Below are 24,226 nucleotides of genomic sequence, written 5' to 3'. Positions count from 1 at the left end.
CCGGTCAACGATCACCAGCACGATCCCTGCCCAGGGCTGTCAACGATGTCGTGAACTCGCACACTCCATCCTCCGCCGAACGAAAGGCCCCTGACCTGCGATGCTGATCGCGAGTCAGGGGTCTTTCGCATGTTCCGGGCGGCAGCGGTCCGCCACCTGCCCGAACACCGTCCCCCGAGCCCGGGCACCCCGATATCCTTCGTGTGAGCCAGCGCATGGGAGGGGGACGTGATGTCGGCACCAGATTCAGGGGGCTACGGCCAGACGCCACCGCCGAAGAAGCCCTGGGCCCTGATCACGGTGGCCTCGGGCTGCATCCTCACGCTGCTGCTCGGGATCGGCGGCGGGATCACCTACCTCGCGCTGTCCGGCCGCGGCGAGCAGACGGCAGAACCCACCACCACGCCGGAGCCCGAGACCACCACGCCGTCGCCGACCACCGAGACCCCCACCACGGAGAGCCCCACGGCGGAGGCCCCGACCTACAGGATCATCTCCCCGATCGACGAGGTCGAGGGCAGCGCCGATGACGTCTGGGCGATCCTGGCCGCCTCCCCGCTCACCGAGGGAACGATGGAGGCGACCGGCACCTGCGAGCTGCCGGCGACACAGGTGGATCACGACGCCGAGCAGCTGCAGACCCTCCTCGACGCCGCCGGCGCCTGCCTGAACCGGGTATGGGCGACCGCGAGCTCGGACCGGAACCTGCCCTGGATCCCGCCGAGGATCCAGGTGCACACCTGGCCGGACATCCCTCAGTCCCCGTGCGAGCCGGACACCTTCGAGCAGACCTCGCCGCGTCAGTGCAATCTCGACGGGGTCCTCTACTGGCCGCTGGGCGCCGGGTACGGGGCACAGCAGGAGGATCCGGCGAAGGTCCCCACCATGTACCTGTGGGACCTGTCGCTCAACTACCTCAACGGCGTCACCTGGAACACGGGGATGTGGCCGTACTACCGAGCGCTCGACGCGAAGCTTGAGGACGATCCGGACCGGCAGGCGGAGGCGGATCGGCGCTACTGGCTGCAGCACCTGTGCCTGGCGAGCGCGGTGAGCATGCGCGTGCCCGAGTCCTCGCAGCCGTCCCAGCAGGTGCGGGACATCCTCACCAGCGTGGAGCACTGGACCCCGGCTGACGCCTCCACCTCCACCATCGCGCCGGAGTCCCGCGCGCACTGGGTTAGGCAGGGATTCGAGGCCGGGGGCGATCTCACCCGCTGCAACACCTGGCTGGCGCCGACGGAGCAGGTCGCGTGAGCCGCGGACACGGCCTGGATGGCCCCGACACGGGGGTCGACGAGGAGGACACCGTGCTGCGCCCGGCTCTGCCGCCGCAGGAGGACCACTCCTCGTGGGCGCCGCCGCCGGGACCTGGACCCGAGCTCCCGGAGTCCACCCTGGCGCCGTCCGAGGACTTCATCGCCAGCGTTCCCAGCCCGGCCCCGCAGGCACCCGCCGCCGGCTCCGATCAGGACTTCATCGATTCTGCACCGCCGCCCTCCGGGGGAGGCCCAGACCCCGCGTCGCCTCCATGGGGGACGTACCTGCACAGCAGTCTCACCACCGCGGACCCCCCTGGCCCGCCGGCACCGGCATCGCCTGTTCCAGCCGCATCCTCAGCGCCCGCGGCACCGCCTGCTCCCGCGGCATCGCCGGCGGTGCCGAGCTCCGGCGGCTCACCGGCCCTCGCCGAGTGCGAGTACCGGCCCGCCGACGCCGCCCCGATCCAGCGGTTCGACCAGCGGCCGCGCTTCCAGTTCCCAGTGGACCCCGACCCCGTGGCGAGTCCCTCGTCGGCCGCTGCCGCGGGCTCTGGGAGTGCTGCGGGGGCAGCGGGCCTGCCACCGGGGGTCGATGCGACGGCCCCACGGCAGCGCAGGCTGCTGGTGCCCGCCATCGCCCTGGGGTGTGCGGTGCTGCTCCTGCTGGGCATCGGCACCGGGGTGGGCCTGCTGTGGCTGGACCAGCCCGGGACTCCCGCCGCCTCGGAGCCGCCCGCCGCGAGCTCCGAGGAGGACCCGGCGGATCCCGCTCAGTGGCGCCCCTTGGAGGAGGGCGAGCAGCCCGAGGGGACCCCCGAGGAGCTGCTGCAGGTAATGGCCACCAACCCGCTCACTGCGGCCACGCTCTCGGTCCCGGCCGGCTGCAGCCTGCCGGCCTCGGAGGGCAAGGTCCCCGACGAGGAGCTGCAGGCCTACCTGGAGGCCGGTGCCTCGTGCCTGGCGACCACCTGGGGGCAGGCGCTGCAGGAGCAGGGAGTGGAGTTCACCGCCCCCGAGGTGGTGGTCCACCCCGCCGCGGAGCCGCCCGCCGCATCCAGCTGCGCACCGGAGACCTTCACCGGCACCGCTCCGCGCGCGTGCATCGGCGACAACACCCTGTACTGGCCCGCCGAATGGGACCCCGGCTTCTCCACCACCTCAGCGGTGGAGTCCCCGCAGCTGTACATGTGGCACCTGTCCTACTCCTACGCAGTGTTCCCCGTCGCCGCGACATCCCTGCACAGCTACTACGGAGCACTGCTGGACGGGCTGGAGGGCGATGCCGCGGGCTCCGAGGAGATGCGGCGCCGGTACGCCCTGCAGCAGTCCTGCTTCGGCTCCGCGGCCGCCTTCCAGCAGCCCACCGGCCCCAGGCCCACCGAGAGGGTCGAGGAGTTCGTGACCTCTGCGGAGGCGCAGGCCGATCCGGCGAGCCCCGCCGAGCCGTCGGCCGAGTCCCGGGCGGCGTGGGTGAACGCGGGGCGGGATGCCAACGGTGATCTCTCGCAGTGCATCACGTGGGAGGCGCCGGCCGACCAGGTCGACTGAGTGCGACGTCACCGATGCCACAGGCCTTCCGCCTTGCGTCCTCTCCAGGAATAGTTTAGTTTTGAACTAGTGCCACAGGGGTGCACTGCGCCGCTCGGGTCCCATCACTTCGTCAGGAGCGCGACATGCAGTTCGGGGTCTTCTCCATCGCCGACATCACGCCCGACGTGGCCACCGGCAAGGTCCCCACCGAGAACGAGCGGCTGAAGTCCATCGTGGAGCAGGCCAGGCTCGCCGAGCAGGTGGGCCTGGACGTGTTCGCGATCGGCGAGCACCACAACCCGCCGTTCGTGACCTCCTCCCCCACCACCACGCTGGCCTACATCGGCGCGCAGACCGAGCGGATCATCCTCTCCACCGCCACCACCCTGATCACCACCAACGACCCGGTGAAGATCGCCGAGGACTACGCGATGCTGCAGCACCTCACCGGCGGCCGCGTGGACCTGGTGATGGGCCGCGGCAACACCGGCCCGGTGTACCCCTGGTTCGGCCAGGACATCCGCACGGGCATCGAGCTCGCGATCGAGAACTACGACCTGCTGCGCCGCCTGTGGAGCGAGGACGTCGTGGATTGGGAGGGCCAGTTCCGCACCCCGCTGCAGCAGTTCACCTCGACCCCGCGCCCGCTGGACGGCGTCGCGCCCTTCGTGTGGCACGGTTCGATCCGCTCCCCGCAGATCGCCGAGCAGGCCGCGTACTACGGCGACGGCTTCCTGCACAACAACATCTTCTGGCCCATGAGCCACACCAAGCAGATGGTGCAGCTGTACCGCGAGCGCTATGAGCACTACGGGCACGGCACCGCCACGCAGGCCATCGTGGGCCTGGGCGGGCAGGCGTTCATGCGCAAGAACAGCCAGGACGCCTGGAACGAGTTCCGCCCCTACTTCGATGCGGCCCCCGTGTACGGCGGCGGCCCCTCGATGGAGGACTTCACCCGCATGACCCCGCTGACCGTCGGCTCCCCGGAGCAGGTGGTGGAGCGCTACCTGACCATGGCCGACCATGTGGGCGACTACCAGCGCCAGATGTTCCTGATGGACCACGCGGGCCTGCCCGCCAAGACCGTCCTGGAGCAGATCGAGCTGCTGGGCACCGAGGTGGTGCCGGTGCTGCGCAAGGAGCTGGACGCCCGCCGTCCGGCCGATGTGCCCGATGCCCCCACCCACCAGACCCTGGTGGCGGCCGCCGAGGCAGAGCGCGGCGCCTTCGACGACGCCTACAGGTTCGAGACCGGGGACAACTGGACCGGGCTGCGCGCGGAGGACTCCCGCAGCGAGAAACGCCTGGCCTGACACCACGCCGACACCCAGCCACCCGCTACCCCGAAGGGAGCACTCCCATGACCGAACCGATCCGCATCGTGGCGCTGGCCGCAGGACTCTCCACCCCCAGCTCCACCCGCATGCTCGCCGACCAGCTCTCCCGCGCCGCCCGCCTCGAGCTGGAGCGCGCGGGCGCGGTGGTGGACGTGCAGACCGTGGAGCTGCGCGAACTGGCGCACGACATCACCGACGCCATGCTCACCCGCTTCACCGGCGAGCGCCTGGGCGTGGTGGTGGAGTCCATCCGCACGGCCGACGCGGTGATCGCGGTGACCCCCGTGTTCAACGTGGGCCCCTCGGGGCTGTTCAAGTCCTTCTTCGACGCGATGGACATCGAGATCTGGAAGGACAAGCCGGTGCTGCTGGGGGCCACGGCGGGCACGCCCCGCCACTCGCTGGCGATCGACTACGCGATCCGCCCGATGTTCGCGTACCTCAAGTCGCAGATCGTGCCCACCTCCGTGTTCGCGGCATCGGCGGACTTCGGTGCGGACACTGAGGGGCAGGCCGACGCGCTGCCGCTGTCCTCCCGGATCCGTCGTGCGGCCGCGGAGCTGGCGATGATGCTGCGCACCGCCGGTGCCGCCGCCGAGGCCGAGGCTCAGGCCGGCGGCGACACCGAAACCACGGCCGACGGCTCGCCCGCCGAGTCCGGGACCGCAGGCAGCGAGCTAGACGCCGAGTTCGCGAACTTCGTGCCGATGGGCCAGCTGCTGGGTCGAGACTGACGGACGGGCCGCCTCCTCGGCCGAGGGCGCGGAGGCGAGCGGTGCCGCACTGGCGGCGGACTGCATGGCCCCCCGGGGGAACGCTCGACGGCACCGGGCTGGGGCTGGGGGCCGAGGGGTTCGGGTTGATGGCCGAGACCACCTTCTGCGGGGGGGGTCTCACGGTGGGAAGCGCCCTGCGCGCGTTTCGTGGCGGGACTCACGCCGCCCCGCTCTTGAGAAAACTGCCGGCACGGCGTATACGCACCGGCGTATCCTGGACAGATGCAGGGAAGCGATGGCCAGGCCCTCTCGCCCTCTGCCCCCGCCACGGCGTCGAAGCGAGCACCTGATGACTGGACTTCTGGACCCGGCCTCTCCGCTGGGCATGCCACCCCCTGCACTCCAGGCGGGCGATGTCGAGTCGGCGGTGCACGCGTCACTGTCCGAACCACGTCTGCAAGGTGCCCTCCTGGTCGGGCCACCCGGGATCGGGAAGACCCGCACCATCGAGGACGCCCTCGAGCGCTACATCGGGACGTTCCACATCGAACGCCTGCTGTGCACCCCCCACCTGGCCCAGCAGCCCTACGGCAGCCTGCTGCTCCTGGCGACCGATGCCGACGGCCCGCTGCCTCCCGATCCCCTCGAGGCCTACGGGGTCATCAGCAGGGCTCTGCGGGAGCGCGCCGGGGACAGGCCGGTGCTGCTGGTCGTCGACAACTGCGACCGCATCGACGAGCTCTCCGCCTCCCTGGTCACCCAGCTCGTGCGCGAGCACGCCATCTCCCTGCTCGCCGCCACCGACACCCTGACCCCACCGGCGGATCTCTTCACCGCACTGTGGTGCGAGAACAGGATCCGTCGCATCGACCTCAGCGGGATGGACCGCGACTCCAGCCGGAGGCTGCTCGAGCGCACCCTCGGCGCCCCGGTCTCCGCCCGCAGCGTCGACATGCTCGCGACCGCCACGGGAGGCAATCCCCAGCTGCTGATCGAACTGGTACGGCATCAGCGGCGCCAGGGCACGCTGCAGCTGCATGAGGGGACCTGGATCCTCGTGGCCCCTCTCGACTACACCGGCATCCAGCACATCCACGACAACCGCCTTGCCCGTCTGAGCTCGATCGCCCGCGACCTGGTCCTGATGGTCGCCATGGTGGAGGCCGTTCCCCTGTCCGCACTGCTGAGGATCGCCGAGGCGGATGTCCTCAGCTCCCTGCTCGCCACGGGCCTGCTGCACGCCACCGCCGGGCCCCCCAGCACCGTCCGTCTGGCCGAGCGGGTGCTCTCGGAGATGCTGGCCCACAGCATCCCCCCTGCTCGTCGACTCCGGCTGTGGGAGACCCTGCAGGGCGCCGTGGACATCCGCACCCTGCCCCCCGTGACCCGCTTCGGCTTCGCCCGCTGCGCGGTGCGGTGCCACACGCACCCCGATCCGTGGCTGGTCGCGACCGGGGCCTCCCACGCCTTCGAGCGCGGCGACGCCCATCAGGTGCTCGAGCTCGCCGCCCACGCGGACTGCTCCGATCCCCGACTGAAGCTCCAGGTCGCGCGCAGCCTGCGGATGCTGGGTCGCTTCGATGAGCTCGAGGACGTGCTGCGGCACCTGGACGAGCACCCGGACCCGGAGATCGCCGAGGGCGCCCACCGGGTGCGCCTGAGCCTGACGGACCCGTTCACGGATCTCCCGGGCCCGTCGCGCGGGCTGCCGGAGGGCGCGTCCCCCCGGCTGAGGATCGCACACGCCCACCGCCATCAGCGCGGCGGTCGCTTCGACGAGGTGATCGCGATCTGCGAGACCATGCGCCATGACCTGACCGTCCCGCCAGCGACCCGCGCCATGGCCGCGGCGCGCCAGGGCGAGGCCCTCATCACCAAGGGGGCCGTGGCCGAGGGCCTGGGACACGCCACGCGGGCCCTGCAGATGCTCGAGCTGAGCAGCCCCTCGGTGGTGGATCGGCTGATCGTGCACCACTGCCTGTACCGCTCCTTCCTGCTCGCCGGGGCTCCCCAGCAGACGCAGCGGGTCATCGACTCCATGCGGTCCCTCGGGGCCACGGACAGCGGCGCCCAGGTGATCTCCGGCATCGAGGCACTGCGTCGTGGCCGCATCCCCGACGCCCTGACGGTGCTCAGCGCCTGCGCCGGGGAGCTGGAGCGAGCCGATCCCCTGGGACTGCAGGGGGTCACCGACGCGGCACGGCGCCTGGCGCACCAGTTCCTGCGAACCGAGTCCCCGCTGCCGGTGGCCCGTCCCGTCCACCCGGCGTCTCCGAGGGACTGGCTGATCGAGCGCATCACGAGGTTCCTCCAGCTGGCGGAGCTGGGGCTGACGGCGCGGACGGACGCCGCGCGAGGCATGGAGGAACTGGCGCGGGAGATACGCGCGGAGGGCGGGGTGACTGCCGCCGTGCACGTCCTGATCCAAGCTGCGAACCACGACAGCGTCTCCGCCGCGCAGGAGCTGGCCGCCCTGCCCGTGAGGGAGGGGGAGCCGATCGTGGCGCTGGGGCGCATGCTGGGCATCGGGATCGAGCGCGGCAGCGTGCCCGACCTGTTGGAGGCCACCAGCATGGCCGAGGCGATGGGGGACGTGATGCTCGCCCATGACACGGCCGGTCGCGCCCTGGTCCTCGCCCGCGAGGGCGGTGAGCGCGCTCAGATCCGCACGGCGCGCGCCCGTACTGCTCGTGCGTATCGCCTGATGAGGCAGGCGCGGGGTCTCCAGCGGCCGGCGGCCCCGCTGAGCACCTTCGAGCTGGAGCTCGCCGAGGCCGCGGCGACCGGGGCCACCAGCCAGCAGCTGGGCGCCCGCTTCCACCTCTCGCCGCGCACGGTCGAGTGGCACCTGGACAAGATCTACCAGCGCCTGCACGTGGGCTCCCGTGCCGAGCTGCGGAAGGCACTGGACGATGACAGGGGGCGAGCGTGACGACGGCGAGCACTCCCCTGATCGGCCGGGAGCAGGAGCTGGCCCTGGCCCTGGCGGTCCTCACCTCAACGCGGCGCGGAGGACTGCTGGTGCACGGGCCCCGGGGGCTGGGCAAGACGTCGCTTGCCCGCACGATCGCCGCGTCCCAGGGGGAGCCCCCGCACTGGGTCCACGCCGACAGGGTCCTGCGCCGGTTCCCCTACGGGGCCCTCGCCCCGCTGCTGGATCAGGACCTCTCGCCCCCGTCGGGCACCGACCCCGCAGGCCTGCGCCGCGCGGTGGTCCGCGCCCTCACCGCTCCCGGCACGGAACGCCCCGTCGTTGTGGTCGACGACGCCGACCAGCTCGACGTGCCCAGCAGCACCGTCCTGTCCCAGCTGTCGATGACCGGGCAGATCCGGCTGGTGGTGGTCTCCCGCCGTCACCCCTCCGTCTCCGAGCAGTTCGGATCTCTGGTCCACGACGGCGTGCTGACAGCCCTGGAGCTGTGTCCCCTGCGCGACGACGAGATCCGGTCGCTGCTTCAGGAGCGCCTCGGCGGCAGCGTCCCGGGAACGGTCGCAGAGTTCTTCGTGCGCCGGTGCGACGGCAACCCGCGCGTCCTGGACGCCTGGCTCACCGCCGCCCAGGACCAAGGGGTCATCGTCAGCCGCAGCGGCGTGTGGCTGTTGACGGTGCGAGAGGTGCTGCTGTACGAGCTGCGCGATAGCGACCAGGACCAGTTCGGGGTGCTGCACGAGGACTGGAGCCCGAAGTCCGGGGCTGGGCGGATCAGCGAGGCGCTGCGCAGGCTCTGAGGATGCTCCCCGCCACTGCTCTCGCAGCGCCGTCGGCCCCGCCGTATCGGCCGCCTCCCACACCGGGCGCAGCTCCTTCCGCGGGAGCTGCCAGGCGAAGTTGTGCGCCGCGTTGTAGGCGACCATGCAGAAGAACGGATCGCCCTCTCCCCGCGGAGACTCCCTCCCCGCGGAGCCCGCCTGCCCAGCAGGGTCCCCTCTGCCATGAACGCGATCGCCCGGTCCGTGAACTCGACCGTCACGTGACGCTCGCATTCCACCTCGCGACCGTCCTCGTACAGGGGGCTCACGCCGTGCCGGCTGGCGGCCAGACGGCGGAGAGCTTGGTCTGAGAGGCGGAGGGCTCGACCCTCACCAGCCCTCGGTGCGCTCCTTGAGCTCACGGTAGGCCGCCAGCACCTGCGGTGTCGCCTCCGCGCCGACGGTGCGACTGCCGGTGATCTCCCAGTGCGGCGGCTCGTCGGTGCCGGCGAGCGCCCAGGCGGCCTGGCGGGCTGCTCCGAGTGCGACGTACTCGCCGCTCGGGGCGATCTCGACCTCGCGGCCGAACACGGCCGGGGCCAGTTCCTGCACGGCGCGGCTGCGGGCCCCGCCGCCGATCAGCACGATCCGGGCCGCAGCTGTGCCGGTGACGTCCTCCAGGGCCGCGATGCCGTCGGCCAGGGAGCACAGCAGGCCTTCCACGTAGGCGCGCGCCACGTCCTCACGGGTGGTGGAGGCGCTCATTCCCGTGAGGGTGGCCCGCGCGGTGGGGCGGTTGGGGGTGCGCTCCCCGTCGAAGTAGGGCAGCAGGGTCACCCCGCCCGCCCCGGGCTCTGAGGCGAGCGCGAGCCGGGAGAGCTCCTCGTGGTCCACGCCCAGCAGGGCACGGCCGGCCTCGAGGATCCGGGAGGCGTTGATGGTGGTGGTCATCGGCAGGAAGCGGCCGGTGGCGTCGGCGAAGCCGGTGACGGTGCCGGAGGGGTCGTCGGGCCGGACGTCCGTGACCATGGCGCACACACCGGAGGTGCCGATCGAGACGGAGACGTCCCCCGGGCCGAGCGACAGCCCGAGGGCCGCGCCCATGTTGTCGCCGGTGCCGGCCGCGATCGCGGCGCCTCCCGGGATGCGGGCCATGACCTCCTGCGGTGTCGACGGGAGACGGGGCAGGTCCAGGGCGTGGCCCAGGGCGCGCTCGGCCAGCTCGGGCACCCAGGTCTCGGTGCGGGTGGAGTAGTAGCCGGTGCCGGAGGCGTCACCGCGGTCGGTGAAGGCGTCCCCTCCCCCGGCCAGGTGACGAGAGACGTAGTCGTGCGGGAGCATCACGGAGCGGGCGCGCGCTGCGCTGTCAGGCTCGTTGTCCCGCACCCACCGCAGTTTGGAGGCGGTGAAGGAGGCCACCATCAGGCTGCCGATCTCACCGACGCACTGCTCGGGCCCGCCCATCTCCTCGATCAGTGCCTGCGCCTGCGGTGCGGAGCGGGTGTCGTTCCACAGCAGGGCATTGCGCACCACGTCGCCGTGCTCGTCCAGCAGCACCATGCCGTGCTGCTGGCCGCCCACGGCGAGGGCCTCGGCCCGCTCCAGGAAGGGACCGGCCGCCTCGTCCACCGCGTCCAGCCAGGCACGAGGATCGACCTCGGTGCCCTCGGGGTGGGCCGCGCGGCGCTCGTCCTGCATCTCGCCCGTCTCGGCGTCGACCAGCAGGGCCTTGGTGGACTGGGTGGAGGAGTCGATACCGAGGACGAGCGTCATGGCGAGTTCCTTTCGGGGATGCGGCTCAGACTGTGAGGAGATCGGAGGGCAGCACGAGGACCTTGCGGTGCTCGGGGCGGGTGGCCATCTCCAGCGCCCGTTCCACCTCGGCCAGGCCGAACCCGGCGGTGACGAGCGAATCGAGGTCCACCGCCCCGGATGCGACCAGGGCGATCGCGGTCGGCCAGGTGCTGGCGTAGCGGAACACCCCGGTCAGCACGATCTCGCGGGTCAGGATGGTCGAGACGGGCAGAGTCATCTCGTCGGCCCCCATCCCCACCAGGACCACCCGGCCGCCGGGCCGCACTATGCGCATCCCGGCCCGCACGGCCGGTTCCGCTCCCGAGGCGTCGATGAACGCATCGACCTGCGCGGGTGATGTGCCGCCGGGCGCTGAGCCGCCGGTCGCTGGGGCACCCGGGTCCAGCACCTCGCTGAACCCGGCCGCCTGCGCAGCCTCACGGCGCAGCGGAGCGGGGTCGCTGAGGATCACGCGGCTCGCGCCGAGGGCGCGGGCCGTCTGGGCGATGATCAGGCCGATCGGCCCCGCGCCGGCGATCAGCACGCTGCCGCCCACGCCGATCCCGGCCTTGCCGCACGCCCATACACCGACGCTGAGCGGCTCGCACAGCGCAGCTGCCTCCCAGCTCATCGCCTCCGGGATGGGGTGGGCGAAGTCGGCATCGATCACGGCGTACTCGGCGAACGCGCCGTGGATCGGCGGGGTCGCGTAGAACTCCATGTGGGGGCACAGGTTGTACCGGCCGGTGCGGCAGAACTCGCAGCGACGACAGGGATGCTGCGGCTCGATGGACACCCGCTGGCCCACCCGCTCCTGGGCAACGGCGGGCCCGACGGTGACGATCACCCCCGAAGCCTCGTGGCCGAGGATCATCGGCTCCTCGACCACGAAGTCGGCGATGCGCCCCCGGCGGTGGTAGTGCACGTCCGAGCCGCACACCCCGACGGCCGCCACCTGCACGAGCACCTGGTGCTCGCCGATGGGCGGGACCGGGACGTCCTCGATGCGCACGTCGTCCACGCCGTGCAGGACGGCGGCTCGCATCGTGGCCGGGGCACCGGGAGGCGTCGTCATCGCTTTCTCCTTCAGTTCAGGCCCGGAAGCCGAGCAGGTGCTGCATGGCCAGCTGGTTCAGACGCACGAAGCCGTAGTTGCGCGCACCGGCCGCGTCCACGTCGAAGTCCTCGTAGGTCGATCGGTCCGCGAGCAGGTCCTCCACGGACTCGCCCTCGCCGAGGGTGGGCTGGGCCAGCTCCTCGATGCCCGAGTACGCCAGCGCCTCCTGCACCTCGGGGGCCTGGCGGAAGGCCACGGCACGCTCCTTCAGCATCAGGTACATCTCCATGTTGGCGTACGCGGAGTCGTACTGCCCCTTCTCGTGCTCGGTGCGGGAGGGCGCTGGATCGAGCGCGCGGCCCGGTCTCACATGGACGCGTAGCGCGAGCGCAGGATCGAGTAGATCCCGTACAGGATCAGGCCCACGCCCACCACGACCAGCAGCACGGTGCCGGCCGGCAGGGTCGCCATCTGCTTGATGGCTCCGTCCATGCCGGTGGCCTTCTCCGGATCGGCGCCGATAGCGGCCCAGCCGAACAGCACGCCCACGCCGACCAGCGCCAGGCCCTTGGCCACGTACCCGGCCACCCCGGTGACCACGACGGCCCTGCCCACGTTGCCACCGCCGGTGGCCTGCAGGTCCTCCTCGAACTTGCGGGTGACGCCCTTGACGATGTGGTAGACGCCGATGCCGATCACCGCCAGCCCCGCCACGGCGATCAGCACGCGCCCCACGGGGTTGCCCAGGAACATGCCGGTGACCTCGGAGGTCTTCTCCCCTGAGTCACTGCTGTTGCCGGTGCCGAAGCGCAGTGCGGTCACGCCCAGGGCGGCGTAGACCACGGCCTTGCCCACGGATTTCACGGCGTGCTTGACCAGGCCCTTGGTGTCAGTCTCGCGCTTGGAGCCGAACCACGCCTCCGCCACGAACCACAGCATCAGGGCCAGCATTGCGATGCCGCCCACCCACAGCAGGACCATGCCCCCGGGGGCCTCGGCCAGAGTGCTCAGCGCGCCGGACTGGTCGGCGCTCTCGGAGTCCGATCCGAAGCCCACCTGCAGGGCGATCCAGCCGATCAGCAGGTGCACCACCCCGCTCATGATGACGCCGGCACGGGCGGCCTTCTCCATCCACGGGTGGTCGGCCACCTGCTCGGCCTTGTCCTCGACGTCCTTCGCTGCCCCGCGGGCGCCACCACTCGTCGCCGTAGTCGAAGGATAGGTGGCAAACGGACATCGCGGGACCGATCGGGGCAGACCGGGGAGGGCCGTCCCGAGATGTTCACCGGCGCGTCATCCGCGGTCGGTACTCTCCCCGTCGGACCCTGGCAGTGACCTCGGCACCAGGGCAGGACGGAGCGCGCATGGATCTGGCCGATCTCGCGATCCGCGTCATGGAGTTCCTGGGTGGGCCGGGCATCGCCCTGGTGATCGCCGCCGAGGCGCTGTTCCCTCCGGTGCCCGGGGAGATCCTGCTCCCCTTCGCCGGGGTGAGCGCGGCCGCGAACGACCAGCACGTGCTGGTGCCGATCTTCTGGACCACGCTGGGATCCGTGGTCGGCGGCCTCGGGGTGTACGCGGTGGGCCGGGCGCTGGGCCTGGATCGCACCCGTGCCCTGGTGCGGCGCCTGCCGCTGCTGGAGGAGAAGGACGTGGACATGGCCGTGCGGTTCTTCGACCGCCACGGCTTCCCGGCGGTGGCGATCGCTCGGTTCGTGCCGATGGTGCGCACCTTCATCTCGATCCCGGCGGGCATCGAGCGGATGCCGGTGCGCCTGTTCGCCGCCGCCACGGGCCTGGGCTCGGCGATCTGGAACGCGGCTTTCGTGGTGGCCGGGTACTTCTTCGGGGTGGCCGGCGGGGAGGCGCTGGAGGGCTTCGTGCGGATCTACTCGGTGATCGTGGCGGGTTTCGGGCTCATCGCGGGGATCGGCTTCGTGATGCAGCGGATGCGAGCCCGGCGCCGCGACGACACCGCCGGCAGCCCCCGTGAAAGCCCTGACGACCCCGGGGACGTGGGCTCTACGCTGGAGCGATGAGCACCGACAGCGAGCAGACGGGCCAGGCCGGACCGGCCGCGGACGTCGGCCGCTGGTTCTCCACCGCCACCGCCCCGGCCCGCATCGACGCTCCCCGGTCTGCTACTGCCAGCGCTCCCCCGTCGGCCCCGGTCAGCGCTTCGTCGGCCCTGGCCCCCTCCTCTCGCCCCTTGATGCGCATGCCCGCCTGGGGCCCCGTCGAGGGTGCGAGCTATGGGCTGGCGAGCGCCCCCGAGCTGGTGGAGGAGGCAAGGGATCTGCTCACCGGGGAGCCGACGGCCGTGCTGACCGGGGCGGGGATGTCCACCGGGTCGGGACTGCCGGACTACCGCGGGCGCGATGCTGTGCCCCGGGCACCGATGACGTTCCAGGAGTTCATGGGGTCGGACCTCGCCAGGCGGCGCTACTGGGCGCGCTCCACGGTGGGCTGGACGCAGTTCCTGCGGGCGCGTCCCAACCGGGGGCACGTGCTGCTGGCGGAGCTCGGTGCATCGACCCTGCCGGTCACCGCGGTGATCACCCAGAACGTGGACGCCCTGCACCAGCAGGCGGGCTCGGAGCCGGTGATCGACCTGCATGGACGGCTGGACCGGGTGCGCTGCCAGAGCTGCGACACCCTCACCCGGCGCGAGTCGCTGCACCATCGGATGCTGGCGATGAATCCCGAGCTCGCCGCCCGCCTGCCCGAGCTCGCGGCCGATGCGGCGCAGGCGCCCGACGGCGATGCGGAGGTGGATCGCACCTCGGACTTCCGCTACCCGGCCTGCGGGCTCTGCGGCGGGATCCTCAAGCCCGACGTGGTGTTCTTCGGGGAGTCGGCCCGTCGGGAGGTGGTGGCCGCGGCGTACGGCGCGGTCCAGGAGGCATCCCGTCTGCTGGTGCTGGGGTCGAGCCTCACCGTGCAGTCGGGGCTGCGGTTCGTGCGGGCAGCGGTGAGGGCAGGGTCCCCGGTGGTGATCGTCAACGACGGTCCGACCCGCGGTGACGAGCAGGCCACGCTGCGCATCCACGGGCGCATCGAGGACGTGCTGGAGGCGTGGAGTGGATCATGACATGGGCGAGGAGATCGCACTGGCCGGTGGGAACATGGGGCCGGTGTCGCGTCGGGGTGCGACGGTGCTGCGTCCCGGTGGTCCGTGGTCCCCGGCGGTGCACCGCCTCATGGAGCACTGCCGTGCAGCCGGGGTCACCGAGGTCCCCCGCCCGCTCGGGTTCGATGAGGCCGGCCGCGAGATCGTGGAGTTCCTGCCAGGCACCGTGCCCGCGTATCCGATGCCGAGATGGGTGTGGCAGCGACCGGCCCTGGCCGGAGGTGGCGTGCCACAGTGACTTCGCGCCGTACGACCGCCTGCGGATCCTGGCGGACTTCTCCCGGCATCAGTCGGTCGAGCAGCAGAACCCGGAGCTGTCCGGACACGCGGAGATGTACGACCGGGACGTCACCTACGTCCGTGGACTGCTGGACTCCACCGGCGCGGGGGATTTCTGAGTCCTGCACGATCCACATCGACGCCCAGAGGTTCCTCCACAATGGCCTGTTATCCACATTCTTGATGCATTTCTTCGAAAAGCATTGCAAACTCCCCGAAGCCCACCTATCCTGATTTCGTACACGCATTCGATATGAGCATCGGAGGGGATGATGATGAGCACTGCACTTGCCGCCTCACCCTCCTCACCCACCCTTGATGCACTCTCGGACGTGCGGGCCCAGTTGAGCGATCTGACCAGCAGCATCGTCTCCGTGCGCCCCGGTACCGCCCCGGCGCTGCACTCCGTCGCCGCGTCCGGCACCCCTGCGGCCTCCCACCGGCCCCATGCCCCATCAGCGCCCGACGCCATCGAGCTGGTCGAGGCCATCAGTGCCATCGAGGGCTTGAAGAACATTCTCGATGCCCTTCAATCCGGCTACGAGATCGCTCTGCGGAATGAGCGGATCAAGACCCAGAGGGCAGCCGGTCTTCCCGCATCGAAGCTCGGCTCCGGCACCGGTGACGAGATCGCTCTCGCACGCGGCATCTCACCGTCGCGGGCGGGCAATCAGCTCGCGCTGCGTCGCGTGATCGTCGAGACCCTGCCTCGCATCTGGGAGCGGATGGCCGAGGGAGCCGTCTCCGGGTGGGCCGCGGAAGAGGTCGCCCGCGCCGTGATCCTCCTGGACGACGAGGACCGCAAGCAGATCGACGCGGAGCTCGCCCCGACTCTCCACCAGGTGTCCCCTCGCACCGCCGGTCGGAGGGCCCGGGCGCGGGCCGACGCCCTGGACCAGGAGGCCGCCGTTGCCCGACTCCAGCGCAACGCCGACCAGCGTCACGTGAGTCAGCGCCCGGCCGCGGAGGGGATGATGCGCTTGTCGGCCCTGCTGCCCCTGCACGAGGGCGTCGCCGCGTACGCCTCCCTCAGTGCCGCCGCCGATGCCGCCCGCGCAGAGGGCGACGGACGCTCTCGCGGTCAGGTCATGGCCGACGCCCTCACCACCCGCGTCACCGGTCAGGAACACGCCATCGCCCCGGTCGAGATCCAGCTGCTGATGACCGACCGCACCCTGCTGGCCGGTGCGAACGACACCGCCCAGCTGGAGGGGCACCCCATTCCCGGCCCCGTCGCGCGCCACCTCGCCCTCACCGGCCGGCTCTTCCCGGAGCCGAAGGCGGCAGAGGACGCAACCCCGCCCGGAGCTGCCCTCACCCCGTCCTCGACACTCGTATCCACCGCGACGCCTCCGTCCGATTCCGGGCCAGGGTCTGTGCCCAGTCCCGCACCAGTACCAGCACCAGCGTCCGATTCAGAACCACCACCGACCGAGGTGCGACGCTGGATCCGCCGGCTCTACGCCGACCCGGTGACGGGAGAACTGACATCCATGGATGCCAGGAAGCGGCTGTTCACGGGGCACATGCGGCGCTTCGTACTGGCCCGGGAACGGCAGTGCCGCACGCCGGGGTGCGAGGCCGCCTCCCGCCACGTCCACCACATCGAGGGGCACGCCCGCGGTGGCAGAACCACGCCCGAGAACGGCGCCGGCCTGTGCGAGCGGTTCAACTACGTGGTGGAACTGCCCGGCTGGTCGACGTCCCGGGATGCCGCAAGCGGGGATCTGGTCATCACGACGCCCACGGGCCATCGCCACCGCTCACCGATCCCGAACCAATGGGAGGCAGTCGGCATCCACGGGCAGGCAATCACCCCCAGTGATCAGCCACCTGGACCGACAAGCGACCCTCCCCCGAGACCACCTGGTGATCCAGCCCCGGCCCCATCGCGGTTCATCCGAAGGGAATGACGCATGCAGAGTCTGATTATCAGATACTCTGGGGTCATGCGAACCATCAGCGCCACGGAGGCGTCTCGGCGATTCTCGGACCTGCTCGACTCCATCGAAGCAGGCGAGTCCGTGGTGGTCACCCGGGGGAACCGGCCCATCGCCGAGATGCGCCCGGCCGTGTGCCGTACCGGCAGGGACCTCCGGGATGCACTTGCGGCGCTGCCACCCCCGGACGAGCACCTCAGGGCCGATATCGCCGAAGCCCTCGACTTCGTAGCCGAAAGCACGGGGACGCCGTGGGACGACAACTGATCATCGATACCAACGTTCTCATCGACTACGAGCACGGTGTGCTGGACCAGAGGGCGCTCGACGATGACGAGCTGGCGATCGCCGCCGTCACGGTTGCCGAGTACCGGACCGGGATCGAGCTGGCGCGTACCGCCGCGCACGCCGCAGCCCGCGCACGCGCTCTGGCCACGATCATCGACATGGTCGACGTACTCGAGTACACCCAGGCTACTGCTGCCCACCATGGTCGACTCATCGCCCACGCACGGCGCTCGGGAAGGCCTCGCGGAGCGCACGACCTGATCATCGCCGCCCATGCCGCACAGACCGGTCGCATCCTGCTCAGCAGAGACGCGCAGGCACGCTTCGGTGATCTTCCCGGCGTGGTCGCCGCAAACCCCTGAACCGCGATCAGAGGGCCGCGTTGACCTGGTCCACGAGCTGCTGCTGGATCATCGCGCGGTCCAGGCCGCCCAGGCCCGAGAGCCGGTTCAGCGGCATCTGCTCGATCATCTTCTGCATCTCCTCGTCCTGCGAGATAGGCATCTGCGCGAACAGCGGGGCCAGCACGGCCTGCGCGGCAGGCAGCGCCATCACCTCCCCGACCGTCCAGGTGGTGTCCACCACGGGGGTCGGCTCGTCCCCGGTCACACGGACAGGCCGGGAGATCGCCCCGGATCGCACCGAGGGCGCAGGTCAGACGGGTGGGGTTCACGTGGGAGGAGCCGGCGCCCTGGTAGCGGGGGGTCTGGGCGAAGTCGCCGATCACGGCGATCACGGAATCGGCAGTCCCGGGGGGAGCGTCCTGCGCGCCGTCGACCGAGTCCGCAAGCGCTCCCTCGGCCCCTTCCGCGAGCGGCAGGATCCCGTCGTTCTCCAGCAGCACGATCGAACGTCGGGCCGCTTCGAGGGCCACCTGGTGGTGGGCCTCGACGTCGATCTCCGTCTCCTCCTCTGCCAGGTGCTCGAGGCTGCGGCGGATCAGCTGCTCGACCAGGCCCGCGGCCCGGTCCACGTGCGCCTGGTCCGCTCCACCGAGAGACCCGCTTTCGCATGGGGTGGCGACCGCGTGCACAATGTGGCGACACCCTCGAACGGAAGGACCTCCGATGGCGGAGCTCAAGAAGTCCCTCGGCCTCACCTCGCTGATCGCGCTCGGCGTGGCCGGGGTGGTCGGCTCGAGCTGGATCTACACCTCCTCGACCTTCTTCGCGGATCTCGGCGCGGGCGGCATGATCCTGGGGCTACTGGCCGGCGCGGCCCTCGCGGCCTGCGTGGCGCTGGCCTACGGGGAGCTCACCTCCGCCATCCCCCGTGCCGGCGGTGAGGTGGTGTGGGGCTACGCCGCCCTGGGGCGCTCTGCCGGGTTCGCCACCGGATGGTTCCACATCGGCGCCTACATCGCCTCGCTCTCCTTCTACGTGACCGCGCTGGGCACGCTGCTGGCCAAGTACGTGCCCGCCATGGGGTCGATCCCGCTGTACGAGGTGGCCGGGGAGGCGGTGACGCTGCCCGTGCTGGCGGTGGGCATCGCCCTGGCGCTGGCGGTGTTCGCGCTGAACTGGTTCGGGGTGTCGCTGGGGGCGCAGATCCAGGTGGCGCTGTTCACGGTGATGCTGCTGATCGGTGCTGCCCTGGTGATCGCCGCCCTGGTGACGGGCTCGCCCTCGAACCTGTGGCCGATGTGGACCCCGGAGCAGCCCCCCGTCGCCTCCACCCTGCGCATGGTGGTCCCCGGTATCACCTACGTGGTGGGCTTCTCCCTGGTGGCGGTGCTGGCCGAGGAGTCCAGCCTGAAGCCCCACCAGGTGGGCCGGGCCGTGGTGCTCACCGTCGCCGTGGCTGCCGCGTTCTACTCGGCGGTGCTGCTGGCCACCGCCTACGTGGTGCCATGGGAGGACGTGGCCGGCATGGAGCTGGGCACCCTTGACGCCTTCACCGCCGCCGGGATGCCGATCCTTGGCTTCGCCGCGTTCATGATCGCGGTGCTGGGCCTGATCACCAGCTTCATCGGTCTGTTCGTGGCTTCCAGCCGCGTGGTGCTGGCCCTGGCCCGGGCGCGACTGCTGCCCGCGGGCCTCGCCCACATCGACGAGCGCTCCGGGGTGCCCCGCCGGGCGCTGCTGTTCGTGCTGGCCGCGACGCTGGGCCTGGGTTGGCTGGGCCCGGGCGCCATCGTGTGGTTCCTCGACGCCGGTGGCGTGTTCTTGGGCATCGTGTGGCTGCTGGTGGTGATCGCCAAGTACCGAATGCCGCGCCGCTACCCCGGCCTCGAGTACGGCTACAGGGCCCGGCCCGCGTTCCTGCCGGCCCTGGGCGCGATCGGCGCGGTGCTGGTGATCGCCTTCGCCCTGATCCCGCAGACGGGCATGTCCCTGATCTGGCCCGAGGAGTACATCCTGCTGGCCGCCTGGGCGGTGCTGGGCGCGTTCCTGTTCCTGATCACCCCGGCACCGAAGGACCGCGAGGGCGCGTTCCGGGAGATGCTGGGACCGCACGCGGAGACGCTCGCGGCGGCCGGGCGGAAGCAGGGCCGCTGGTCGGTGTAGTCCCGCCCGTGGACTCGCGGCCAGTACTACCGCGGCAGGCTCCGCGCCCGTCTCAGACCTTTAAGGCCACCAGGCCCACCGCCAGTTCCCGCAGCGCCTCGGCATCGAGCACCCGGGCCCGCACCTGCGCGTCTGCTCCCTCGATCAGCAGCAGCTCGGTGGCCGTGGCTGTGAGGCTCCTTTGCTCGACGCCGCCGCCTCCGGCACGCACCACGGTGACCACGCTCATCGCCAGGGTGCCGGCCAATCGGCCGGCGAGGTCCTGCGCGGCCGACGTGGAAGCGAGCGGGTCGGCACCGCCGTCGGAGCCTGCGAGGACGGCCAGGCCCTCGCTTCGGCCCGCGGCCGAACCTGCGACGCCGGCCGGGTCGACCAGGGCGGCGATCCGCTCCGGAGCCTGCTCGGGGCGCAACGGTGTGAAGTGGTGGATCCCGGAGGCGGTGACCTCCTCCTCGAGCACTCCGCTGGGATGGGTGTAGTAGTACAGACGGTTCACCTGCGGCCCGCTGGGGGTGTTCATGGTGCGCTCCACCGAGGTGACCACGTTCGCGGCGCGGCGCAGCACCAGGCAGCCGTCCAGCACCGGCACGGCCTGCCAGCGACTCCCTGTTCCGTCCCCGTCAGTGCCGATGGGATCAGCAACGATCCGCACCAACCCTGAGGCCACCAGGGAGCGCAGCCCCACACCGGCCGCGAACGCACGGCGGCCCGTGACGGTGTCGCCCTCGATGTCCTCGATGTCCTCGGTGTTCTCGGCGAGCCACGGCAGGGCGGTGAGCTGGTCGGCGCGGTCGCCGTCCGTGCCCGCCAGCTGCTCATCGGTCAGGGACAGCACCGGTGCGGGCGTGGAGCCATCGGCCTGCTGGAGCACCTGCGCCGCGCTGTCCAGGCTGCCGGCGGTGTAGGCCGGGGCGGCGTCCGTGCGGTGCGTGGTGTGCTGGGCGTCCATCGTGCGAGCGTATCGGGCACTGTCATCCTCCAGCAGCGTCATCGCGTGATCGGAGCGGAACGACAGCTCGACCAGACCAGAATCCCCGAACACCCCCGGGAAGGTCTCCGGCCCGGGCAGCGACAGCCGGCCCAGCATGTGCTTGATGGTGATCTCGGCGATGGAGATCGAGGAGAAGCACACGCGATCCTCCCGCGACAGCAGAGGGCAGACGGCACGAACCGAGCCGGGGGTCGTCCCCGACCAGCCACAGCAGGCGTGGGTGTCGAGCAGGATCATGCCGGTCCGTAGAACACCTCGGCGATCTCCTCGTCTGCAGTCCATCGATGTCCCGCACTGTGGATCCGACGGCGCGACAGCGGACAATGGTGGCAACGACCGCCGAGCGCCATGGGAGGAGCCGACGTGGACCGCCGCCTCGCCGCACAGCAGGACCGCACCTCACCCGCGTCCCTCACCGCGTCCCCTGTCGCCCGCGCATCGATCGACCTCAACGCCGACCTCGGGGAAGCCCTGGGGGTGTGGCCGATGGGGGACGACGAGGCGATGCTCGAGGTGGTGACCACGGCAAACATCGCCTGCGGGGCGCATGCCGGGGATCCCACCACGATGCGTCGGGCCTGCGCGGGCGCGAATCGGCACGGGGTGGCGGTCACAGCGCACGTGGCGTATCCGGACCTGCTCGGGTTCGGGCGACGCTTCCTGGACATCTCCCCCACCGAGCTCACCGACCAGGTGATCGCCCAGGTGGGGGCGCTGCAGGCGATCGCCGCCGTGGAGGGCGCGCAGGTGCGGGGCATCAAGCCGCACGGCGCGCTGTACAACGCAGTGGTCCACCACGCGGCCCAGGCCGGTGCCGTGGTGACCGCGATCCGCGAGCTGGCCGCCGGTCCCGCGCCCGGCGGTGCGGCAGGCCCGGGACCGACGCCGCTCCCCCTGGTGGCCGCGCCCGGGTCGCTCGTCGGCCGCCTCGCATCCGAGGCCGGGATCCCGGTGCTCGCCGAAGCATTCGCCGACCGGGCCTACGCGCCCGACGGCACCCTGGTGCCCCGTTCGCGCCCCGGCTCCGTGCTCACCGATCCGCAGGCCGTGACCGCGCAGGCCGTCTCGATCGCGATCGACCAGCGGGTGCGGGCCCTGGACGGCACCTGGATCGAGCTCGAGGCCCGCACCCTGTGCCTGCACGGCGACACGCCGAGCGCGGTGGCCCTGGCGCGGAGTGTGCGAACCGCGCTGCGGGAGGCGGGCGTCGGGCTCGAGGCGGCCTTGTGACCATCGATGCCGAGCATCCCGGGGCCGACGAGGACCGCGCCCTCGCTCCGCCTCCGCTGACGGTGCGGCCGATCGGCGAGCGCGCCGTCCTGGCCGAGTACGCCGACACCGCGACGGTGCTGCAGGTCGCCTCGGCGCTGCGCGACCTCGCCCCTGCTGCCCTGCTGGAGGTGGTGCCGGCCGAACGGACCCTGCTGCTCAGCGGGACCGCACTGTCCACTCCCGGGGAGCTCTCGGCGCTGCTGGTGGACCTGCCCGTGGGGGCACCGGGCCACACCGGTGCGGGTGAGGTGGTGATCCCCGTGGTCTACGACGGGCAGGACCTCGACTCCACTGCGGCAGTGCTGGGGATCTCCCGGGAAAGACTCGTCCAGACCCATTGCTCCACCACGTGGACCGCCGCCTTCGGCGGCTTCGCACCCGGGTTCGCCTACCTGCTGCCCGAGACGGCGGGCGGGGGATCGCCCGGCGACGCTGCAGCCGGGCCCGACCTCGACCGCTGGAGGTGGCAGGTGCCCCGGCGCGAGGAGCCGCGCGCCTCGGTGCCTGCGGGGTCGGTGGCCCTGGCCGCCGGCTACAGCGGCATCTACCCGCGGCCCTCCCCCGGAGGCTGGCAGCTCATCGGCCGCACCGACGCCGTGCTGTTCGACGCCGCCCGACAGCAGCCGGCCCTGCTCACCCCCGGCACCCGGGGGCGCTTCGAGTCCCGTCGCGGTGCGGCGCTGCTGCACACGGCGGGCCGCCTGGCCACGGCCCCGACGGAGGCGGCCAGGAGGGCCTCGGCGGTGACCGCTGCTCTGGCCAGGCGCACCTCCGGCGGATCGGTGCGCGTGCCGCGCCTGCACCCAGCCCGACCGGTGCTCGTGGTCGAATCGCCGGGGCCGCGCCTGCTGGTGGAGGACGGAGGCCGGCCCGGGCATGCCGGGATCGGGGTGAGCCGCTCGGGTGCGTTCGACCGCGGTGCCCTGGCCCGAGCGAACCGGGCCGTCGGGAACCCCCCGTTCGTGCCTGCCCTCGAAGCGCTGCTGGGTCCCGTGCGGCTGCGGGCTACCGCCCCGTCGGTGATCGCGATCGCCGGCGCGCCCGCTGCTGTGGTCGTGACCAGGCATGATGAGGACAGCGGACACCTCGACGTGGCGGCGGCGGAGACCAGGGAGCATCCGATCGCCCTGGATCCCGGGGACACGGTGGAGATCGGCCCGGTCGCGCACGGCCTGCGCATCGTGCTCGCGGTGCGAGGCGGGATTCAGGCGGAACCGGTGCTCGGCTCCGCCTCCCGCGACACCCTCTCGGGGCTGGGCCCGGAACCGCTGGGGTCAGGAGACCAGGTGCTGGTCGGCCCCGAGCGAGGACTCGACGCGGTGCCGTGGTGCGCCCCGGGAGGGGACGGTGGCGGCGAGGATGTGCCGGCAGCGCTGGGCGCAGGCCAGGACGAGGAGCGGATCGAGATCCCCGTGGCCCTGGGCCCGCGGCACTCCGAGCTGGGTACGGCCGCCGTTGGTGCGCTGCTCGCACGCGAGTGGACCGTCCGGGCCGACTCGGACCGGGTCGGGGTGCGCCTGGACGGCGAGGCACTGCCCGTGCCCGACGGCAGCGGCACCCTGCCCAGCGAGCCGATGGTGCCCGGAGCGATCCAGGTGCCGCCCTCGGGACTGCCGGTCGTGTTCGGGCCCGATCATCCCGCCACCGGCGGGTATCCCGTGATCGGGGTGCTGACCCCGCGCGGTTTGGACCTGCTGGCCCAGGCCGCGCCGGGAACGACGCTGCGGTTCCGGGAGGCAGCCCCGCGGTGAGTGGATGCTGGTGGCTGCTCCCGTCCATCGGCCGAGTACAGCCCGCGCGCCGGTGCCCGAGCCTACCCAGCCGGCGGGCCCCGCACCGAGCGTGTGAGGACTCCGGGGTGCGGGCCGGGGGCTCTGCGGCCGACGCGGCACCGGCCAGGCGCTGGGGCGGCTCCGAACCCTCTCAGCCGCCCCAGCCCAGCAGGTCCGGCTCGGCCTCTCCACGCAGCACCGCGAGCGCCCGCACAGCGCGCTGCGCTCCCCAGGGCGAGAGCAGATGCGCCTCGGACTCCGCGACCAGCATCCAGGCATCCAGCTCCGAGCGCTGCAGCACGATCCGCTCCTCGAGCTGCGGGGCGGGGATCACCCCGGCGTCGAACACGAAGTGCACCCCCATCGGCGCGCCGCGGGAGGCCCGCGCCGGCACCCAGTTCGCCGCCAGCATCCGCCCCACCTCGACATCCAGGCCGAGCTCCTCGCGCACCTCCCGCTGCGCGCACTGGCGCGCATCCTCCCCCGGATCCACGGTGCCGCCCGGCAGCAGCCAGTGGTCGCGGTAGTTCGGCTTCTCGATCACGAACCGGTCGAGCTCGTCGCGCAGGATCACCGCCCCGGAGGAGACGATCTTGGGCAGGGTCGCGAAGTAGGCGGGATCCGGCAGCAGGGCGGGCATGCCCCCATCGTCGCAGAG

General features: G+C 71.8%; 22 protein-coding genes and 1 pseudogene. 16 read left to right on the top strand and 7 right to left on the bottom strand.

Translation table 11 applies throughout. From position 1 onward, the window contains the following. Positions 1-231: 231 nt before the first annotated feature. The 6 genes from IOE58_RS11225 (at position 232) to IOE58_RS11200 (ending at position 8,577) form a co-directional block, all read left to right on the top strand. Positions 232-1,257 (top strand): hypothetical protein, encoded by a 1,026-nt coding sequence (locus IOE58_RS11225; RefSeq protein WP_193866474.1) that lies wholly within the window; start codon positions 232-234, stop codon positions 1,255-1,257. Then, positions 1,254-2,810 (top strand): hypothetical protein, encoded by a 1,557-nt coding sequence (locus tag IOE58_RS14415; RefSeq protein ID WP_228019784.1) that lies wholly within the window; start codon positions 1,254-1,256, stop codon positions 2,808-2,810. The genes IOE58_RS11225 and IOE58_RS14415 overlap by 4 nt, the downstream gene beginning before the upstream one ends. Before the next feature lie 125 nt (positions 2,811-2,935). Then, positions 2,936-4,108, top strand: a complete 1,173-nt coding sequence (locus IOE58_RS11215) for an LLM class flavin-dependent oxidoreductase (RefSeq protein ID WP_193866473.1) — start codon at positions 2,936-2,938, stop codon at positions 4,106-4,108. 47 nt (positions 4,109-4,155) lie between these two features. Then, complete coding sequence (locus IOE58_RS11210) at positions 4,156-4,866, top strand: CE1759 family FMN reductase (RefSeq protein ID WP_193866472.1); 711 nt, start codon at positions 4,156-4,158, stop codon at positions 4,864-4,866. A 331-nt stretch (positions 4,867-5,197) separates the two neighbouring features. Further along, positions 5,198-7,780: an AAA family ATPase gene (locus IOE58_RS11205; protein WP_193866471.1), complete on the top strand. Its 2,583-nt coding sequence runs from the start codon at positions 5,198-5,200 to the stop codon at positions 7,778-7,780. Beyond that, positions 7,777-8,577 carry an AAA family ATPase gene (locus IOE58_RS11200; RefSeq protein WP_193866470.1) on the top strand — a complete coding sequence of 267 codons (801 nt, stop codon included), beginning with the start codon at positions 7,777-7,779 and terminating at the stop codon, positions 8,575-8,577. The genes IOE58_RS11205 and IOE58_RS11200 overlap by 4 nt, the downstream gene beginning before the upstream one ends. Before the next feature lie 351 nt (positions 8,578-8,928). Here IOE58_RS11200 and xylB read toward each other — a convergent pair whose 3' ends face one another. The 4 genes and pseudogenes from xylB to IOE58_RS11180 form a co-directional block, all read right to left on the bottom strand. Beyond that, complete coding sequence (xylB, locus tag IOE58_RS11195; protein WP_193866469.1) at positions 8,929-10,311, bottom strand: xylulokinase; 1,383 nt, start codon at positions 10,309-10,311, stop codon at positions 8,929-8,931. A 25-nt stretch (positions 10,312-10,336) separates the two neighbouring features. Continuing rightward, a complete protein-coding gene (locus tag IOE58_RS11190) occupies positions 10,337-11,407 on the bottom strand; it encodes an NAD(P)-dependent alcohol dehydrogenase (RefSeq protein ID WP_193866468.1) in 1,071 nt (356 codons plus the stop codon). Between the two features lie 16 nt (positions 11,408-11,423). Next, a pseudogene (locus tag IOE58_RS11185) lies at positions 11,424-11,747 on the bottom strand (xylose isomerase); the annotation flags it as partial. Between the two features lie 8 nt (positions 11,748-11,755). Beyond that, positions 11,756-12,538: a DUF1206 domain-containing protein gene (locus tag IOE58_RS11180; protein ID WP_348981962.1), complete on the bottom strand. Its 783-nt coding sequence runs from the start codon at positions 12,536-12,538 to the stop codon at positions 11,756-11,758. A gap of 215 nt (positions 12,539-12,753) precedes the next feature. Between IOE58_RS11180 and IOE58_RS11175 the strand changes: the two genes are divergently transcribed. From IOE58_RS11175 to IOE58_RS11145, 7 genes are all read left to right on the top strand, one after another. Then, positions 12,754-13,428 carry a DedA family protein gene (locus IOE58_RS11175; RefSeq protein ID WP_193866467.1) on the top strand — a complete coding sequence of 225 codons (675 nt, stop codon included), beginning with the start codon at positions 12,754-12,756 and terminating at the stop codon, positions 13,426-13,428. Further along, positions 13,425-14,480: a Sir2 family NAD-dependent protein deacetylase gene (locus IOE58_RS11170; protein ID WP_193866466.1), complete on the top strand. Its 1,056-nt coding sequence runs from the start codon at positions 13,425-13,427 to the stop codon at positions 14,478-14,480. Before IOE58_RS11175 ends, IOE58_RS11170 begins: the two co-directional genes overlap by 4 nt. Beyond that, positions 14,470-14,757, top strand: a complete 288-nt coding sequence (locus tag IOE58_RS11165) for a hypothetical protein (RefSeq protein WP_193866497.1) — start codon at positions 14,470-14,472, stop codon at positions 14,755-14,757. Before IOE58_RS11170 ends, IOE58_RS11165 begins: the two co-directional genes overlap by 11 nt. Beyond that, positions 14,741-14,917, top strand: coding sequence for a hypothetical protein (locus IOE58_RS11160; protein WP_193866465.1), 177 nt, complete (start codon positions 14,741-14,743; stop codon positions 14,915-14,917). Before IOE58_RS11165 ends, IOE58_RS11160 begins: the two co-directional genes overlap by 17 nt. Before the next feature lie 156 nt (positions 14,918-15,073). Further along, entirely contained in the window at positions 15,074-16,711 is a 1,638-nt protein-coding gene (locus IOE58_RS11155) for an HNH endonuclease (protein WP_193866464.1), read from the top strand. Between the two features lie 36 nt (positions 16,712-16,747). Next, a complete protein-coding gene (locus IOE58_RS11150) occupies positions 16,748-17,005 on the top strand; it encodes a type II toxin-antitoxin system Phd/YefM family antitoxin (protein ID WP_193866463.1) in 258 nt (85 codons plus the stop codon). After that, complete coding sequence (locus IOE58_RS11145) at positions 16,990-17,388, top strand: type II toxin-antitoxin system VapC family toxin (protein ID WP_193866462.1); 399 nt, start codon at positions 16,990-16,992, stop codon at positions 17,386-17,388. Before IOE58_RS11150 ends, IOE58_RS11145 begins: the two co-directional genes overlap by 16 nt. Before the next feature lie 7 nt (positions 17,389-17,395). Here the strand turns inward: IOE58_RS11145 and IOE58_RS11140 are convergent, their stop codons facing one another. Further along, positions 17,396-17,635: a hypothetical protein gene (locus tag IOE58_RS11140; protein WP_193866461.1), complete on the bottom strand. Its 240-nt coding sequence runs from the start codon at positions 17,633-17,635 to the stop codon at positions 17,396-17,398. A 458-nt stretch (positions 17,636-18,093) separates the two neighbouring features. Here IOE58_RS11140 and IOE58_RS11135 point away from each other — a divergent pair, with 458 nt between their 5' ends. After that, complete coding sequence (locus IOE58_RS11135) at positions 18,094-19,533, top strand: APC family permease (RefSeq protein WP_193866460.1); 1,440 nt, start codon at positions 18,094-18,096, stop codon at positions 19,531-19,533. Positions 19,534-19,585: 52 nt separating this feature from the next. Here IOE58_RS11135 and IOE58_RS11130 read toward each other — a convergent pair whose 3' ends face one another. Further along, positions 19,586-20,665: a PIN domain-containing protein gene (locus IOE58_RS11130; protein WP_193866459.1), complete on the bottom strand. Its 1,080-nt coding sequence runs from the start codon at positions 20,663-20,665 to the stop codon at positions 19,586-19,588. Between the two features lie 300 nt (positions 20,666-20,965). On the opposite strand from IOE58_RS11130, the gene IOE58_RS11125 reads away from it, so the two are divergent. Together IOE58_RS11125 and IOE58_RS11120 are read left to right on the top strand one after the other, a co-directional pair. Then, complete coding sequence (locus IOE58_RS11125) at positions 20,966-21,754, top strand: LamB/YcsF family protein (RefSeq protein WP_259891084.1); 789 nt, start codon at positions 20,966-20,968, stop codon at positions 21,752-21,754. Continuing rightward, positions 21,751-23,547 (top strand): 5-oxoprolinase subunit B/C family protein, encoded by a 1,797-nt coding sequence (locus IOE58_RS11120; protein WP_259891060.1) that lies wholly within the window; start codon positions 21,751-21,753, stop codon positions 23,545-23,547. The genes IOE58_RS11125 and IOE58_RS11120 overlap by 4 nt, the downstream gene beginning before the upstream one ends. Before the next feature lie 172 nt (positions 23,548-23,719). Here the strand turns inward: IOE58_RS11120 and IOE58_RS11115 are convergent, their stop codons facing one another. Next, complete coding sequence (locus IOE58_RS11115) at positions 23,720-24,208, bottom strand: NUDIX domain-containing protein (protein WP_193866457.1); 489 nt, start codon at positions 24,206-24,208, stop codon at positions 23,720-23,722. Positions 24,209-24,226: the final 18 nt, after the last annotated feature.

The organism is Brachybacterium epidermidis, from assembly GCF_015209585.1.
Classification (GTDB): domain Bacteria; phylum Actinomycetota; class Actinomycetes; order Actinomycetales; family Dermabacteraceae; genus Brachybacterium; species Brachybacterium epidermidis.
Note: the sequence above shows the minus strand (reverse complement) of the source record. Positions and strands in the feature narration are given on the sequence as shown.

Coding starts and splice junctions, on each gene's coding strand:
- IOE58_RS11205 (WP_193866471.1), top strand. CDS start 5,198: ATGACTGGACTTCTGGACCCGGCCTCTCCGCTGGGCATGCCACCCCCT.
- IOE58_RS11225 (WP_193866474.1), top strand. CDS start 232: ATGTCGGCACCAGATTCAGGGGGCTACGGCCAGACGCCACCGCCGAAG.
- IOE58_RS11155 (WP_193866464.1), top strand. CDS start 15,074: ATGAGCACTGCACTTGCCGCCTCACCCTCCTCACCCACCCTTGATGCA.
- IOE58_RS11175 (WP_193866467.1), top strand. CDS start 12,754: ATGGATCTGGCCGATCTCGCGATCCGCGTCATGGAGTTCCTGGGTGGG.
- IOE58_RS11135 (WP_193866460.1), top strand. CDS start 18,094: ATGGCGGAGCTCAAGAAGTCCCTCGGCCTCACCTCGCTGATCGCGCTC.
- IOE58_RS11215 (WP_193866473.1), top strand. CDS start 2,936: ATGCAGTTCGGGGTCTTCTCCATCGCCGACATCACGCCCGACGTGGCC.
- IOE58_RS11210 (WP_193866472.1), top strand. CDS start 4,156: ATGACCGAACCGATCCGCATCGTGGCGCTGGCCGCAGGACTCTCCACC.
- xylB (WP_193866469.1), bottom strand. CDS start 10,311: ATGACGCTCGTCCTCGGTATCGACTCCTCCACCCAGTCCACCAAGGCC.
- IOE58_RS11150 (WP_193866463.1), top strand. CDS start 16,748: ATGCGAACCATCAGCGCCACGGAGGCGTCTCGGCGATTCTCGGACCTG.
- IOE58_RS11190 (WP_193866468.1), bottom strand. CDS start 11,407: ATGACGACGCCTCCCGGTGCCCCGGCCACGATGCGAGCCGCCGTCCTG.
- IOE58_RS11115 (WP_193866457.1), bottom strand. CDS start 24,208: ATGCCCGCCCTGCTGCCGGATCCCGCCTACTTCGCGACCCTGCCCAAG.
- IOE58_RS11170 (WP_193866466.1), top strand. CDS start 13,425: ATGAGCACCGACAGCGAGCAGACGGGCCAGGCCGGACCGGCCGCGGAC.